13 protein-coding genes and 1 pseudogene are annotated in these 14,639 nt (G+C 68.2%); 6 read left to right on the top strand and 8 right to left on the bottom strand.

Annotation, left to right across the window (positions count from 1 at the left end; all coding sequences use genetic code 11):
• Nucleotides 1-88: 88 nt before the first annotated feature.
• Nucleotides 89-1,135 carry a phosphotransferase family protein gene (locus tag ACQPZP_RS41335; RefSeq protein WP_433475049.1) on the bottom strand — a complete coding sequence of 349 codons (1,047 nt, stop codon included), beginning with the start codon at nt 1,133-1,135 and terminating at the stop codon, nt 89-91.
• Complete coding sequence (locus ACQPZP_RS41340) at nt 1,132-2,139, bottom strand: C-terminal binding protein (protein ID WP_433475050.1); 1,008 nt, start codon at nt 2,137-2,139, stop codon at nt 1,132-1,134. Before ACQPZP_RS41340 ends, ACQPZP_RS41335 begins: the two co-directional genes overlap by 4 nt.
• Nucleotides 2,140-2,678: 539 nt before the next feature.
• On the opposite strand from ACQPZP_RS41340, the gene ACQPZP_RS41345 reads away from it, so the two are divergent.
• A complete protein-coding gene (locus tag ACQPZP_RS41345; RefSeq protein ID WP_433475051.1) occupies nt 2,679-3,947 on the top strand; it encodes an MFS transporter in 1,269 nt (422 codons plus the stop codon).
• Nucleotides 3,948-4,117: 170 nt separating this feature from the next.
• Here the strand turns inward: ACQPZP_RS41345 and ACQPZP_RS41350 are convergent, their stop codons facing one another.
• Entirely contained in the window at nt 4,118-4,897 is a 780-nt protein-coding gene (locus ACQPZP_RS41350; protein WP_433475052.1) for a fumarylacetoacetate hydrolase family protein, read from the bottom strand.
• Nucleotides 4,898-5,004: 107 nt separating this feature from the next.
• On the opposite strand from ACQPZP_RS41350, the gene ACQPZP_RS41355 reads away from it, so the two are divergent.
• Nucleotides 5,005-6,042, top strand: a complete 1,038-nt coding sequence (locus ACQPZP_RS41355; protein WP_433475053.1) for a LacI family DNA-binding transcriptional regulator — start codon at nt 5,005-5,007, stop codon at nt 6,040-6,042.
• Between the two features lie 61 nt (nt 6,043-6,103).
• Here ACQPZP_RS41355 and ACQPZP_RS41360 read toward each other — a convergent pair whose 3' ends face one another.
• Nucleotides 6,104-6,682, bottom strand: a complete 579-nt coding sequence (locus ACQPZP_RS41360) for an NADPH-dependent FMN reductase (protein ID WP_433475054.1) — start codon at nt 6,680-6,682, stop codon at nt 6,104-6,106.
• Nucleotides 6,683-7,098: 416 nt separating this feature from the next.
• On the opposite strand from ACQPZP_RS41360, the gene eno reads away from it, so the two are divergent.
• The 4 genes from eno to ACQPZP_RS41380 all read left to right on the top strand — a co-directional run bounded on the left by eno (nt 7,099) and on the right by ACQPZP_RS41380 (nt 11,242).
• Nucleotides 7,099-8,409: a phosphopyruvate hydratase gene (gene eno, locus ACQPZP_RS41365; protein WP_433475055.1), complete on the top strand. Its 1,311-nt coding sequence runs from the start codon at nt 7,099-7,101 to the stop codon at nt 8,407-8,409.
• A 74-nt stretch (nt 8,410-8,483) separates the two neighbouring features.
• Nucleotides 8,484-9,473 carry a VOC family protein gene (locus ACQPZP_RS41370; RefSeq protein WP_433475056.1) on the top strand — a complete coding sequence of 330 codons (990 nt, stop codon included), beginning with the start codon at nt 8,484-8,486 and terminating at the stop codon, nt 9,471-9,473.
• 26 nt (nt 9,474-9,499) lie between these two features.
• Nucleotides 9,500-10,042 (top strand): carboxymuconolactone decarboxylase family protein, encoded by a 543-nt coding sequence (locus ACQPZP_RS41375; protein WP_433475057.1) that lies wholly within the window; start codon nt 9,500-9,502, stop codon nt 10,040-10,042.
• 90 nt (nt 10,043-10,132) lie between these two features.
• Nucleotides 10,133-11,242, top strand: coding sequence for an alcohol dehydrogenase catalytic domain-containing protein (locus ACQPZP_RS41380; RefSeq protein WP_433475058.1), 1,110 nt, complete (start codon nt 10,133-10,135; stop codon nt 11,240-11,242).
• A gap of 110 nt (nt 11,243-11,352) precedes the next feature.
• Here ACQPZP_RS41380 and ACQPZP_RS41385 read toward each other — a convergent pair whose 3' ends face one another.
• From ACQPZP_RS41385 to ACQPZP_RS41400, 4 genes and pseudogenes are all read right to left on the bottom strand, one after another.
• Nucleotides 11,353-11,814 (bottom strand): CorA family divalent cation transporter, encoded by a 462-nt coding sequence (locus tag ACQPZP_RS41385; RefSeq protein ID WP_433475059.1) that lies wholly within the window; start codon nt 11,812-11,814, stop codon nt 11,353-11,355.
• A 77-nt stretch (nt 11,815-11,891) separates the two neighbouring features.
• Nucleotides 11,892-12,164 (bottom strand): annotated as a pseudogene (locus tag ACQPZP_RS41390) (CorA family divalent cation transporter); the annotation flags it as partial.
• Nucleotides 12,165-13,023: 859 nt separating this feature from the next.
• On the bottom strand, nt 13,024-13,854 hold the full coding sequence (locus ACQPZP_RS41395; RefSeq protein ID WP_433475060.1) for a DUF2637 domain-containing protein: 831 nt from the start codon (nt 13,852-13,854) through the stop codon (nt 13,024-13,026).
• Nucleotides 13,855-14,121: 267 nt separating this feature from the next.
• On the bottom strand, nt 14,122-14,379 hold the full coding sequence (locus ACQPZP_RS41400; protein ID WP_433475061.1) for a hypothetical protein: 258 nt from the start codon (nt 14,377-14,379) through the stop codon (nt 14,122-14,124).
• Between the last annotated feature and the right edge of the window lie 260 nt (nt 14,380-14,639).

Consider the following 14,639-nt stretch of genomic DNA (forward strand, 5'->3'; position numbering starts at 1 on the left):
TGCCTCCTCAGCTGCACATGTGGTCATGGGAACTCGGATCGGAGGGGTGGCCTCGCCGCGCAGGCAACCGCCGCCCGCACCATGTGGGTTACGTCCTCCGGTCGGCGGCCGTCCAGGTCTCCACGGCGTGTCCGGAGAGTGCCTCCTGCCAGGCGTCCAGAACGTCCCCGATCGTGCGTCCAGGTGTGCGCAGCAGAGCCGATGCCACGGTCCGGACGAACACCCTTTGCCGCTCGTCGGTGAGGTACTCCACGGGAGACTTGCCGTCCACGCGCGCGAGCATCAGCGCCGGCAGAAGTGAGGCCGCCCGTCCCTCCAGCGCGGGCCGCGGCTCCCAGCCGGACCGCCGGAAGTAGGCCTCGGCCAGGGCCTGGCCGGACCGCAGGAGTTCGGCGCGGCGTCCGGGCAACACCAGGGTCTTCAGAAGCAGATGGTTGACGCAGAAGGCCAGGTCGAAAGCCGGGTCTCCATACCAGGCGCATTCGGCGTCCAGCAGCACCGGACCCGCGGCGCCGACGAGGATGTTCTTGGGACTGACGTCGCCGTGGACGAGGGCCAGGCGCGTGGCCGCGGTGCGGTCGGCGAGGTGTCGGAGAACGTCGCGCAGGCCGGGGTGCGCGGCCGCGGTGGCGAGCAGGTACGGCTCGATGCGCAGTATGTGAAAGTTGTCGTCGGTGGCGAACTCCTCGGCGAGCCCGCCATCACCGGCGCCGGCGGCGTGCAGGGCGCCGAGCACGTCCCCGACGGCGGCCGCGGTGTCCACACACACTTCGCCGTCCAGCAGTTGCGCCTTCCACACGGGGTACCGCTCCGGCGGCAGGTACGCCATCGCGAACACGCCGGCCTTGGCGTCGTGCGCAAGGAGTTCGGGCACGCTGTCGGGCAGGTGTCCGGCTGCGAACCGCATCCACGCCCATTCACAGGCGTTGCGCGACACCGGCGCCCACCAGTCGGCCGCGACACGGAGCCTGGCCAGCGCCCGCTTGACGCACAGGGAGCGCCCTGGCAGGTCGACCCGCCACAGATCGGACGAGACACCACCTGCCATCAGCGTCCATCGTGCGGCCTCGCCCGGCTCGGCGAGCTTGTGGTCCAGCAGGAAATCGGTCAGCGCCGGCTCAGGCGGGAAGGTCATGCGTCCACCGCCGTGGCCGTCGTGGACAAGGAGTCACGGGGACGGTTGCAGGGGTTGACCGGGGACCGGCCCCTCAGCACCCGGACCACCTCCTCGGCGGCCCGGCGTCGCAGCTCCTCCACCGACGCGTCGGAGGAGAAGGCGACATGTGGGGTCAGCAGGGCTCCCGGTCGGGTCAGCAGGGCTCCGGGGACATGGGGTTCGGTCTCCAGCACGTCGAGGGCGGCACCGCCGAGCCTCCCGTCGTCCAGCGCATCCACGACCGCGTCGGTGTCCACCAGGCCTCCCCGGCTGACGTTGACCAGCAGACCACCCGGTGGCATCAGGGCCAGCTGTTCTCCGCCGATGAGGTGGTGGGTGCGCTCCGTCAGCGGCAGGTGAAGGATCACCACGTCACTGCGGCGCAGCAGTTCCTCCAGCTGAACCATCTCGACCAGCGGGGCCTCCGCCCGGGAAGACGGGTCGCTGACAAGGATCCGGCAGCCGAAGGCCCGCAGTTTGCGCACGGTGGCCCGGCCGATCCGGCCATATCCGACGACGCCGCAGGTCAGCGCCGACAGTCTGCGCAGCCGGATCCCGGCCGGGTCCCACACACCGGCACGGACCTCGCGGTCGCATGCGGCGAGCCCCCGGGTCCAGTCCAGCACCATGCCCACGGCGTGATCGGAGACCTCCTCGACGCAGTAGTCCGGCACGTTGGTGACCCAGATCCCGCGTTCGGTGGCGGCGTCCACGTCGATGTTGTCCAAGCCGACTCCGAGCCGGGCCACGATCCGCAACCCCGCCGACGCGCCGATGGCGGCCGCCGAGACGGGCGCCCAGCAGGTGAGGACCCCCATGGGGCGGTGTGCGGCGACGAGTTCCTCGATCACCTCGCGGGGTGCGGCATCGGCGGGGCCGGTCACCAGGGTGAACCCGGCGGTCTCGATGATGGAGCGCTCCACGGTGTCGTCGGGCCAGGCATGGTCGGTGAGTAGCACGGTGCCGGCGCTCGGTGCAGTCATGGCAGGTCGTCCTCGAAGAATCGGATGGCCCGCGACGATCCGGGCGGGTCGATGATGGCGTCGCGGTCGGAGGCCCCGGCGATCCACGCCGTGTGGCGCGAATCACTGGATACCATTGCGGCGACCGTGTGCTAACGATAGCATTCCCCGTAGCCAGCCGGTCAAGAGTCATCGGCCACCTGCCACCACCAGGTGCCGAACAGGCACGACCCCGCACCCCAGGGGTCCGCCCGAACCGACCGACACCGGAGAAGAACAGCGGTCATCACGTCTTGACGAGCCAGAATCCAGGACCTCATGATGGCCGAATCTCACGGCCGTGAGATTCAGATGATCGCCTTACGAAATCTCGGCGGTGAAGTCACCCCAAACCGCGGACGTCGGTTGGTGACAGACATTCACGCGACGGCCAATCCACCACGGCCCCTCGACACGGTCATGACAGAGAAACCGTGTTCCGTCATTCCTTCTCGGTATCGGCCCATGCGGTCGGCAATTCACTGCGGTCCACAGTGGCCGCTCCCTGACAGGAGACGCTCATGACCCATGCAGCGCCCTTGGACGCCCGCAAGACGTCCGGCAGGGCCACGTCGGACACTCACCACCGCGCCGTGCCCGGCGTGCTCGCCGGGGCAGGTTTTCTGGTGCTGGCCCTGTCGTTCATGGTCAATGCCATGGACCGGCAGGTGTTCCCTCCACTGCTCCCGGGCATCCGCGCCGAATACGGGTTCTCGCTGCAGGCGGGCGGGCTGCTGGCCACCGGCTTCACCCTCGGAATGGCCTTCGCCGGACTGCCGTCGGGGTATCTGGTCGACCGGTTCTCGCGCAAGACGGTGCTGCTGGTCAGCATCGTGATCTACTCCCTCGGCACGCTGGCCACACCACTGGCGTCCGGCTTCGCCGACATGGCGGTCTACCGCATCGTCTCGGGCCTCGGTGAAGGCATGCAGGCTGCGGCCCTCTTCACGGCCATCGGCGCGTACTTCCACCACCGCCGCGGTCTGGCCCTCGGCGCGCTCGGCGTGGCCTTCGGGGTAGGGGTCTTCCTCGGTCCGCTGATCGGCGTCAACCTGGCGAGCGCACACGGCACCTGGCGCGCGCCGTTCATCGTGTTCGGCACGGCCGGCCTGCTGATGGCCGCCATCGCCGCCCTGACGGTGCGCCGGGGCCTGACCGAGCGCTCCGTCGAGAGGACGACGGCGGCCCAGGAGTACGACCACATGCCCGCGTCGCCGTACAACCGCAACACCATCGCGCTGGCCGTCAGTTCGGCGATCAGCGGCGTTGTCCTGTACGGCTTCATCGGCCTGTATCCGACGTTCCTCATCAGCAACCTGCACTTCACGTCCGCCCAGGCCGCGCTCGCCATGAGCTTCGTCGGCTTCGGCGGCATGACCGGGATCGTCGGCGGCTGGCTGGGTGACCGCGTCGACCAGCGCAACCTGCTGATCGTGAGCCATCTGGCCCTGGCCGCCAGCAGCCTGCTCGTCTACCAGACGCATCTGACGATCGGCTGGCAATGCCTGTTCGCCTTCCTCATGGGCGCCTTCGGCACCGGCTTCCTCTTCCCCAACACCAACAGCGCGATGCAGCGGGCGGTCCGCCCCTCGCAGGTGGGACGGGGCGCCGGGCTCTTCATCAGCAGCTACTACGTGACGGCCGCCTTCTCCGGCCTCATCTTCGCCGCCCTGGTGGACGGCTTCGGCTGGCACCTGGCCGGGCTGTGGCAGATCACCCTGCTGCCGCTGATCGCCGTCGCGGCACTGACCTTCGTCCGGACCTCCGAGTTCAGCAACGCCGTCCGGTAGGCCGCCTCTCGTCCGCACCGCGCCGACCCTGCCGACCGTTCACCGGCGGCAGGGTCGGCCGCGTCCTCGGCCCGGCGAGACCACCATGTCCGGGCGGCAGGCCGGCGCGGACCCCTGCGGGAGCCCGGACGGGAACGAACCGGACGTCCGGCGCACGGCGGAGGCTGCGGTCAGTCCTCCGCCACGACCGTGTTGCGGAGAACGCCGATGCCCTCGATCTCAACCTCGATGTCGTCGCCGGGCTGGATCGGCCCGACCCCGGAGGGCGTCCCGGTCATGATCACATCGCCCGGCAGCAGGGTGATGTGGCGGGTCAGATACTCGATGATGTCGGGGACGGAGAAGAGCAGGTCCGCGGTACCCGCCGCCTGGCGCACGGTTCCGTTGACACGGGTCTCCAGCGCGAGCCCCGACGGATCGACCCCGGTCGCGATCACGGGGCCGAGAGGCGCAAAGGTGTCGTACCCCTTGCCGGCCAGCAGGGTCCCGAACCTGGCCTCCTTCCGCTGGAGGATCCGGTCACTGACGTCGTTTCCGCAGGTGTAGCCGAGGATGTACGCATGGGCGTCGGCTGCCGCGACATGCCTGGCGCGCCACCCGACGACCACCACCAGTTCACCCTCGAAATGCACCAGTTCGCCGCCGGACGGATAGACGATCGGTTCACCCGTGCCTATCACGGCCGTGCTCGGCTTCATGAAGAGCACCGGAATCTCCGGCTTCTCCTTGGCCGTTTCAGTGACATGAGAAGCGTAATTGTAGGCGAGACCGAAGACCCGCGGCCGTTCCACGGGCGCCAGAATCCGTGCGTCGCCGACCTCGTCGACGTCCCCCGAAAGGCGCACTTCATCGATGAACGGGCTGCCCTCCAACCGCGCGATCTTACTGTCGTCGTCACTCAGCTCGCCGTAGTGAACCTGGCCGCCGACGGCGTATCTGGCGATCCGCATGTTACCTCCCGAGTTTGGCTGTGCTAACGTTAGCATGACTTCATATTCCCGGTGAGGGCACTATCGTTGGCAGCCCTTGCCACGCACTCGATGGGACCTGTGACCACGTGATCACCACGAGGGATATCGCGGACCGTCTGGGACTGTCCGTCTCGACCGTGGGCCGGGCACTCGCCGACGATCCCCGCATCAGCGAGGGGACGAAATTCCGTGTCCGCCAGGCCGCCTCCGACATGGGCTACGTGGCCAACCGCGCCGCGCGAATGATGCGCGGCGCCTCCAGCAACGTGGTGGGGCTGGTGATTCCGGACATCCGCAACAGCTTCTACTCCACCATCGCCCACGAGCTGTCCAAGAACATGGAGGCCCAGGGCTTTCAGCTCATGCTGTCGGAGACCGACGAGGACAGGATGGTGGAACTGCGCCACCTCCGTGAGCTGTCGGCGAACCGGGTGGCCGGCGTCATCATCGTCCCCACCGCACGTCCCCACCGCGAATCGGTCAAACTGCTGCGGACGATTCCGCACCTGCAACTGCTGCGCAAACATCGGTCGCTGAGTTCGCAGTGGTTCGGTGTGGACGACCACGAGGCGCTCCGGCTGGCCACTGCTCACCTGGTGGAACAGGGCCATACCGAGATCTGCTACGTGGGCGGCCCGGTCGAGTTGCCGACCGGCGCCGAGCGGCTTGAGGGCTTCCGCAGCGCCCTGCGGGAGGGCGGCCTGCCGGAAAGCGCGGGCCGGACAGAACTGGGCCCGCCGTCCTCCGTCGACCACGGCCGCCGGGCCGTACGGCGGATCTTGGCGGACAGGCCCGCGTCGACCGCGATCGTGCTCGGCTCGGTCCAGCTCACGCTGGGGGTTCTGGAGGAGCTGCGCCAGACGGACATCAAGGTGCCCGAAGATCTGTCCATCGTGGGCTTCGGAGACGAGCCCGGGTTCTCCTGGTGGGGCCCCGGACTGACGTCGGTCGCCTTCCCGATCCAGGAAATGGCCACCGGATGCGCGTTGTGGCTGATGCGCCGCCTCGCCACGCAGCCCGACAACGACAACACCTACGCCTCGGTGTCGTCGGGGACGCTGATAGTGCGGGGTAGCACGGCGCCCCCGCCGAGCGGGCACACGTCCGGCTCCCGCTCCGGCTGAGCGGTCCGGCCGCACACGTCGCCCGAGGCGTGGGCGGCCCGCTCCTCCCCGCGCACACGGCTCAGGTCACAGACTCGACACGGAGGCCGCGCAGGACCCGGGCGGCCCGCTCCAGTTCGTCGAGCATCTGCTCGGCGGCATCGTCAAGGATCTTGTTGGCCCGCAGTGAGCCGTTGTCGACCAGCTCGCTGGCGAAGGGGATGCTGACCGTGGCGCCGACCGGCAGCATCCTGAGATTGGCGACGACCTGCTTGACCATCTGCACCGCTCGGGTGCCGGCCGAGACGCCCCCGTAGCTCACGAAACCGACCGGCTTGTACCGCCACTCCACGACCAGGTAGTCCAGCGCGTTCTTCAGGGGCGCAGGGAAACCGCCGTTGTACTCCGGGGTGACGAAGACGAAGGCGTCCGACTCTTCGACGATCCGGCTCCATTCCCGGGTGTGGCTCTTGGTGTAGTTCCTGAGCACCGGGTGGTCGGGCTCGTCGAGGAACGGCAGGGCGAGCTCGCCCAGGTCCACCGTCCGCGCCGTGACGAGGTCGTGGCCGGCCGCCTTGGCGCCGAACCAGTCCGCGATGGGCTTGCCCAGACGACCGGGGCGGGTGCTGGCCACGACGGTGGTCAAAGTCACGGGTTCCATGTCGGTTCCGCCTTCCGTCAGCTGATTCCGGGCCGCGGGAGCGCGGCCGGCTCTGCGTCCGGCGTCCGTGCGGGGCTTCGCCCGTGCCTCACTTCGATTGCGCAGAGATTTGTGCAAACGATAGCACTATCTGTCCAGCGGTCAACCATGGAGCTCTTGCGGCATCGAACGGGCCCGAGGAGGACGTGCGCGTACCGGACCCGCGGTGCAGGCGGGTCGGGGCCGGGCTCTTGACATAGGCTCCCGATCCATTCACCATTGCGCTATCGATAGCACTACGCCCGGTGCCGTGGTGCGCCGCGGCGAAGCGACCCGCATTCGCCGCAGCGCACCCGGAGCCATCCATCCCGGATCCGCGGCAGGTCCGGTTCCCCGGCCCCACATCCCGACCGCAAACTCCGAAGGGTCGCACCGCGATGACAGATGCTCGAATCGCCAGATTGCACGGCCGAAGAGTGTGGGATTCACGTGGCCGGCCGACCATCGAGGTCGAAGCCCATCTCGCCGGGGGCGCGGTCGGACGTGCGATCGCGCCGGCCGGGGCATCGACCGGCCGGGGCGAGGCACTCGACCTCCGCGACGGCGGTGCCCGCTTCGGCGGCCTCGACGTCCGGCTCGCCCTGAACGCGGTCAACACCACGATCGCGCCCGCCCTCGCCGGGCTGGAGGCGACCGACCAGGAGGCCGTCGACCGGTTGCTGATCGGCTTGGACGGAACGGCGGACCGGAGCCGCCTTGGCGGCAACGCGATCGTCGCCACGTCCATGGCGGTGCTGCATGCCGCGGCGGCGGCTCGGGGGGAGCCGCTGTGGCTCCATCTGTCGCGCGGACGCCCGGTCCGCACGCCGCTGCCCGAGATACAGATCTTCGGCGGCGGCGCGCACGCGGACCGCCGGGTGGACGTGCAGGACTTCATGGTGATGTGTCCTGCAGCGTCAAGCTTCTCCGAGGCCCTGGACTGGACGGCGGAGATCTACCGGACCGCGGGTGAACTGCTGCGCAAGGCCGGGAAGCTGCAGGGCGTGGCCGACGAGGGGGGCTACTGGCCGGCCTTCGACTCCAACGAGGAGGCGCTGGAGACCCTGACCCGGGCCATCGAGGCCGCCGGACTGCGGCCGGGGACCCAGGTCGCCATCTCCCTGGACGTGGCGGCGTCACAGTTCGGCAAGAGCGGGGTGTACACGCTGGCCCTCGACGACCGCACACTCGACTCGGGCGCCTTGATCGAGATGCTCGGAAGCTGGATCGAGCAGTACCCCATCCTGTCGGTCGAGGACCCGCTGGCCGAGGACGACCATGCGGGGCACGCCGAGTTCACCCGCCGGTACGGACATCTCTGCCAGGTGATCGGTGACGACTTCCTGGTGACCGACGCCCGGCGCGTGCACGCCGCGGCCGCCGCCGGCGAGGCGAACGCCGTGCTGATCAAACCGAACCAGGCCGGGACCGTCACCGAGGCGCTGGCGGCGCTGCGGGCCGGGAGGCAGGCGGGATTCTCCACCATCGTCTCGGCGCGGTCGGGGGAGTCGGAAGATGTCACGATCGCCCATCTCAGCGTCGGCTGGGACGCCGGGCAGCTCAAGGTAGGCTCCTTTTCCCGGTCCGAGCGAATGGCCAAGTGGAACGAGGTCCTGCGCATCGAAGAAGCCCTCGGCGAATCCGCGGAATTCAGCGGATGGTCGGCTCTTCCCTTTGCGACGACCGAGTCCGCCGCCGTCCGGCCGTAGCGGGCACCGGAACACCGAACCCACCCAATCCCAGACCACCGATCGGAGCGCTGCGACCAATCATGCTTCCACCAGTGGATCTCCGTCCCCCGTTCAACATCACTCGCTCCAGTCACGTCCGTCTCACCGTTTCCGACCTCGCGGAGAGCACCGACTTCTACGCGCAGGTCCTGGGGCTCGTCGTCACCGAGGAGAACAAGCGGGTCTGCTACCTGCGCGGACTGCAGGAGGCCTGCCACCACAGCCTGGTTCTGGAACAGGCCCAGGACGGCGGGACGTGCAGAAGAATCGGGTTCCGGGTCTTTTTCGACGAAGATCTCGACATCGCGTACCGGTATTTCCGTGACCGGGGTCTGCCGGCCGAATGGGTGGAGGTTCCGCACCAGGGCCGCACCCTTCATGTCAGCGACCCCGTCGGCACCCCACTCGAACTGTGCGCGACCATGGAGACCCGGCCGCGCATGCACATCCAGTTCGAGATCTTCAAGGGCGCGCACGCACAGCGGCTCGACCATTACCAGATCCTCGCCCCGGACACCTACGCGCTGTGCGAGTTCTACAGCACGCTGGGATTCCGGAATTCCGAATATCTGGCCCACGGTGACACGCTGCTCGGGGCCTTCATGTACCGGAAGGGCACCTGCCTGGACCTGGCGATCGTCACGGGCGCCGGCCCGCGCCTGCATCACTTCGCCTACACCGTCCCCGAAAGCCACAACATCTTCACCGCCTGTGACGTCGCCGGCAATCTGGGCTACGGCGACGCGGTGGAACGCGGACCGGGCAGGCACGGGCCCGGCGGGATGCTCTTCGCCTACCTCCGCGACCCGGACGGGCACCGGGTTGAGGTCTTCAACAGCCACTACCAGACGATCGACGCGGAGATCGAGCCCGTGCGCTGGGACGCGGCGTCGCTGAGCACCAACGCCCGATGGGGGCTTCCGGCGCTGGAGAAATGGTACTTCGAGGCGTCACCGTTCATCGGCGTGCCACAGATCGAGCCGGCGGAACCGCAGCGGCCGATGACGCTCGAACGGTTCCTGCTCGAGCGGTCCTCGCTCTGACCGTCCGCCACCAAGGAGAAAATGACATGGCACGAGTTCCCTACCTCTACCGGCAGGACGCGGGATCCGAGGTGCAGCCGCTCTACGACCGCCTTGAGGCCGAGCGCAAGGTGCCTACGGCGAACATCTTCCTGGCACTCGCGCACGCCCCCGCCCAGCTCGACGCATTCCTGTCGTACGCCAACGCGCTGCGAGACGCCTCCGAGCTCAGTCCGGCCCTTCGCGAGCTGGCGATCCTGACCGTGGGGTACGCGACCGGTTCCACGTACGAGATCGCCCATCACCGGTCGCACGCGCTCAAGGCCGGTGTCACCCCCGAACAACTGGCCGAGGTGCCCACCTTCGAGTCGGCCGACGTCTTCGACGAGAGCGAGCGAGCGGTCATGCGCCTCGCCAGGGAGTCCACCCTGCAGGTCGACGTGCCGGCCGACGTGTGGAAGGCGGCCTCCGCCCACCTGACGGACCGGCAGATGGTGGAACTGACGCTGACGATCGCCTGGTACAACTCCGGCGTTCGCATCATGGGAATGCTCGACATCGAGCTCGAGAGCGGTTACGCCAAGCCGTAGCTTCCCCGCGGACTCGTCTCGTGACCGGTCCCCCACCTCGCACCGGGCCGCCGCCCGGCTGGGACGGATCAACTTGAAGGAGTGTTCTCAATGGTGGCGAAGATGCTCGCCGCTCGCCTGCATGTGCTCGGCGAGCCCATGTCGATCGACACGGTCGAGGCGCCCAGCCCGCGGCCGAACGACGTGCTGGTCAGGGTCAGAGCCTGCGGAATCGTGCCCAACATGGCCAATGTGCTCGCCAACTGGCCGAAGTGGTTCCCCCACCAGCCGCTGCCCGAACTGCCCGCCGTCTTCGGGCTGGACGCCGCCGGCGTCGTCGAGGAGGTCGGCGAGGCGGTGATCAACACCAGGCCCGGCGACCGGGTGTACGTGAACCCGCTGCGCTCCTGCGGAAGCTGCCAAGTATGCCGCGGCGGCGAACGCAGCCGGTGCCGCTACTTCACGCTGAACGGCTACTTCAGCACCTCCCGCGACGGTCAGCGGATTTTCGACCTCTACCCCTACGGCGGCTTCTGCGAGTACATGACGGCACCGGAGTACTCGATCGTCAACCTTCCGGACAACATGTCGTTCGAACAGGCCGGGAAGCTCGGTTACATCGGCACCTCCTACGAGGCTCTGCGGCACGCCCAGGCCGGTCCCGGTCAGGTCGGGCTCATCGACGGCGCCACCGGAACGCTGGGGGTCGCGGCCACCGCGCTCTCCCTGGCCATGGGAGTCTCGCGGGTCCTGGGGACCGGACGCGACGAGAAGCTGCTGAAGCGTGTCAAGGCCCTGGCCCCGGACAGGGTCGAAGTGTTCAAGCTGGGCGAAGGCTCCTCTGGCGATTGGGCCCGGTCCATGACCGAGGGCGAGGGCGCCGACTTCGTCATCAGTGCGCTGGGAGCCAAGGCACCCGTGGAGACGATGCTGGACTCCCTCCAGGGCGTCCGCAGGGGCGGCAGGGTCGTCAACGTCGGCGGGGTCGCCGACCGGCTGCCGCTGGACGTCAAGTGGCTCATGGACGAGCAGGTACAACTGATCGGCTCGAACTGGTTCAGCACCGCGCAGGGCCAGGAGATCGCGGACATGGTGCGAACGGGGGCGCTGGATCTGGGCTACCTCGAACCGCAACGCTTCCCGCTGTCGGAGGTCAACGAGGCGATCTCGGGGCTCCGGCACCGGAGCGGCGGATTCAGCAACTACGTGGTCATTCCCTAGGCAGGCTGGGCCCTCGGTCACCTGTGCGACGTCACGGCGGACCGGACCGGGCCCGGGAACGCCAGCATCGGAGACTCCGACCCGGCCGCCGTGCTGGCCACGATCGGAGATCATAGCCAGCCGCTCTTGCGGAGCCGGTAGTAGACCAGTCCCATCACCACGGCCATCACTGCCACCGCCAGCGGGTACCCGTACAGCCAGCGGAGTTCGGGCATGTGGACGAAGTTCATGCCGTAGATGCCGGCGATGGCGGTCGGCACGGCGACGATGATGGCCGCCCAGGAGGAGATCTTGCGCATGTCGTTGTTCTGCTGGTTGCCTAGCAGGGCGACGTGGGCCGTGAGTGCGCTGGTGAGCAGTTCATTGTGGGCCTCTACCTGCCCGTCGACGCGCAGGAGGTGGTCCAGGACGTCACGGAAATATTCGCGGGTGGGCCCGAACATCGCCATCCGTCCACGGACGATTTCCTGCAGGACCGGGACCAGTGGGTCTTCCGCGGCGCGGAACTCCAGCACCTCGCGTTTGAGCTTGTAGATGGCCTCGGTGACGTCCGCCGCGGCCGGGTCGAACACCGCCCGTTCCAGTGCGACCTCCAGCCGTTTGCGTACTGGGGCCAGCGGTTGGCGGGGCCGTGCCGCACGGTCACCACGAAGTTCTCGCCGACGAACACCATGATCTCGCCGACGTCGATGCTGGAATCCTCTTCGTGGTAGTCGAGGGTCTTCAGCACGATGAACAGGGTGTCGTCGTAGTGTTCCAGCTTGGAGCGCTGGTGCGCGTCGACCGCGTCCTCCACGGCCAGCGGGTGCAGCTTCAGTTCCTCCTCGATGAGGGCGAATTCGTCCGGGTTCGGCTCGTGCAGCCCGATCCAGACGAAACAGCTGTGATCGTCACGGCGGGCCTCGTCGAAGGCGTCGCTGATGCCCCGTCGATCTCTCGGCGCTTCCCACCGTGGTAGATGGCCTTGTCCACGATCACGAGATCACATCCTGTCTGCTGCCAGAACGGCTCCGGCGACGGGTCGGCCGCAACACCGCGACATCACGTCCATATGCCCAGGCACTTGGTCGATCCCGCAACCGTAGGGGCTGGGGAACAACTCAGGGCCACCGGCCGAACCACGCCGGTGAAGCCCCGCCGCCACAGCGGACGGCAGAAACGCCACCAGAACGAACTGTGATCTCACCTCGCGTTGTTCGGTCCGAAACCCGATCGACGTTCCCACATCAGCGCGTCGTCAGCGGCGGTGCCGCCTTCTGGCTCGGTCGAGGACGAGTCCGATGGTGGCGAGGCCGGTGCACAGGAGCACGCCGGGTAGTACGAGCGCGAGCAGCCGCCGGCGGGTTCGATGTTGAGGGCTGCCAAGCCGACGGCCACCAAGCCGAGGCCCGCGGCGAACAGCCACGGCTCCGACGCGTCCGGATTCGCATGTTCTTCTTGTCCTGCCGTGGCGGTCTGCGGGCGAAGGAGGCGCGGTGACCATCGGGCGAGGGCGATTCCCGTCACGACGAGAAGCAGGCCGATCAGCCGCCGCCGCAGCCGCGACGGCGGCCGCGGTGGTCCGAGCGGTGGTCCGAGCGGTGGTCCCCAGCCCGGCTGCGGCTCCCGCTGGACGGCCGGTCCTACGGGCGGCACCCCCCGGCGGCTGCGGCCCGTACCGCCGGAATGACCAAGACCAGCCAGAAACACCCTGTTCCACCGACGCACCTGGAGCCGGGGCGTCGACGGAACACGAACCGACCGGCGCACGCGAGGGAACACACGCGAAGCACAATCCAAGCTCATGATGCGGCGGCACCAAGCCGGCCAGCACGGCCGGCTTGCTTCACCAGTCGTCCCCACCGCTCGCTGCGCCCGAACTGGCTGCCGATCACCTTCCCCGGCGGCAGATCCCCCTCCGGCGTGCGGTTGGCCACCGCCCACCGCCACGCGCGCCACTGGATGTCCATATCGCCCGTTTCTGCTGCACTTGATGGGCGCCGTACTGGCGCTCCATCAACTGCATCACGGCCCTGGGACGGCTCTGAGGAGCGAATGAGGTCAATCGTGCGGTTTTTATGAGGCTTCTCTGGGAGCTTGGGGCGGGCGGCCGACTTCCTCACAGACTCCCCTGAGAGCGCCGAGGCCAAGCGGGGACCCTGATGAGAGTTCTCAGAAGACCTATCAGTTGCCGCGGAGACCCTATGAACGGTCTCAGAGGTCCTATGTGCTATCTCTGAGGTGACTTCTGAGTCGGTGCTATCGCGCTCGGCGGGGTTCTCCGCCGCGGTACGCCTGATCTGCCTCATCAGCAGCTCATAGGCGCCGATCAGCGCGCAACTCGGCCACGCTGCGATGAGCCGACCGACCACCGATGGTTCGGCGACAGCGATGTTGGCGGCCAAGCTCGCGGCACTACCAAGCACCAGCAATGTCCACGGCAGCATCCCGCTGCGCCGACCCTGCCGAGAATCGACCAGCAGCGACATCGAAGCCACCACGATCATCCCGTCCACGCTCACCGGCAACAGCATGGCCGTCCACGACGTTTCCCCATACCGCAGCACCAGCTGGTACATGTGCTTATAGCTGATCACCGCAGCGATTCCGGCCAACACGATGACACTGACCATGGAGGCCCAGCAGATCACCCGATCTGCCAGAGAAGGCTCTGCGTTCGCCACGGCCGATCAGTCCCCAGCCTCGTCGACCAGGGCTGCGGCGTTTAGTGATACTTCGCCCAAAGGAAGGACGATATAGGCAGAAGGTCCAACTCCGGCCTCGGACACCAGCGGTTACCCCCAAGTGACGTTCGGGAGTAACAATCCGATCCGGGTCGAGGTTCACCTCGGCTCGGATTTCTTGTTTGTCCGGGTGGTAGGTGAGCCGCATCCCGGACGTCATGATGTGCGGATGCTTGCCTTCGGCTGCCTGGAGTTGTGCTTCGGCGGCGGCTCGTTCGGCGTTGGTCTCGGCGATCCACTTGGTGATGGTCGCCGGGTCGGCGCCGGCTTCGGCTCCTCGTCCAGGCCCGCCCCGTCGACTTGACCGGGCTGGCCGACCACATCACCCAGCACACTCCCGCGCTGCCCGACCCGGCGCTGGAGCAGGCCGCGCGTGAGCACGCCGCGTTCCTGACCGACCTCGGTGGCGCGCACGACCTGCTCATCCGGCAGATCCTCATCGTCATCACCGGCCAGATCCCATCCTCGCCCCCGGCCCCGGCCTCCCGTGGCGGCAGCACAAACGCCGGCGGGCGGGGCGCAACACGGCGGCTGCGGTCGCATCGCGGCGCGCCGCCGCGGCCGTGCAAGCCCTGGCCGCGCTCACAGTTCCGGCCGAAGTCCTGGACGCCGCGAGCGCCACCGCTGTCATGGCCGAGTCTCTTTCCCCAGGCGAGGCCCATCTTGTGGACAAC

The sequence above is a fragment of the Spirillospora sp. CA-142024 genome, assembly GCF_050942325.1.
Lineage (GTDB): Bacteria > Actinomycetota > Actinomycetes > Streptosporangiales > Streptosporangiaceae > Spirillospora.

Coding starts and splice junctions, on each gene's coding strand:
- ACQPZP_RS41335 (WP_433475049.1), bottom strand. CDS start 1,135: ATGACCTTCCCGCCTGAGCCGGCGCTGACCGATTTCCTGCTGGACCAC.
- ACQPZP_RS41340 (WP_433475050.1), bottom strand. CDS start 2,139: ATGACTGCACCGAGCGCCGGCACCGTGCTACTCACCGACCATGCCTGG.
- ACQPZP_RS41345 (WP_433475051.1), top strand. CDS start 2,679: ATGACCCATGCAGCGCCCTTGGACGCCCGCAAGACGTCCGGCAGGGCC.
- ACQPZP_RS41350 (WP_433475052.1), bottom strand. CDS start 4,897: ATGCGGATCGCCAGATACGCCGTCGGCGGCCAGGTTCACTACGGCGAG.
- ACQPZP_RS41360 (WP_433475054.1), bottom strand. CDS start 6,682: ATGGAACCCGTGACTTTGACCACCGTCGTGGCCAGCACCCGCCCCGGT.
- eno (WP_433475055.1), top strand. CDS start 7,099: ATGACAGATGCTCGAATCGCCAGATTGCACGGCCGAAGAGTGTGGGAT.
- ACQPZP_RS41375 (WP_433475057.1), top strand. CDS start 9,500: ATGGCACGAGTTCCCTACCTCTACCGGCAGGACGCGGGATCCGAGGTG.
- ACQPZP_RS41380 (WP_433475058.1), top strand. CDS start 10,133: ATGGTGGCGAAGATGCTCGCCGCTCGCCTGCATGTGCTCGGCGAGCCC.
- ACQPZP_RS41395 (WP_433475060.1), bottom strand. CDS start 13,854: ATGGTCAGTGTCATCGTGTTGGCCGGAATCGCTGCGGTGATCAGCTAT.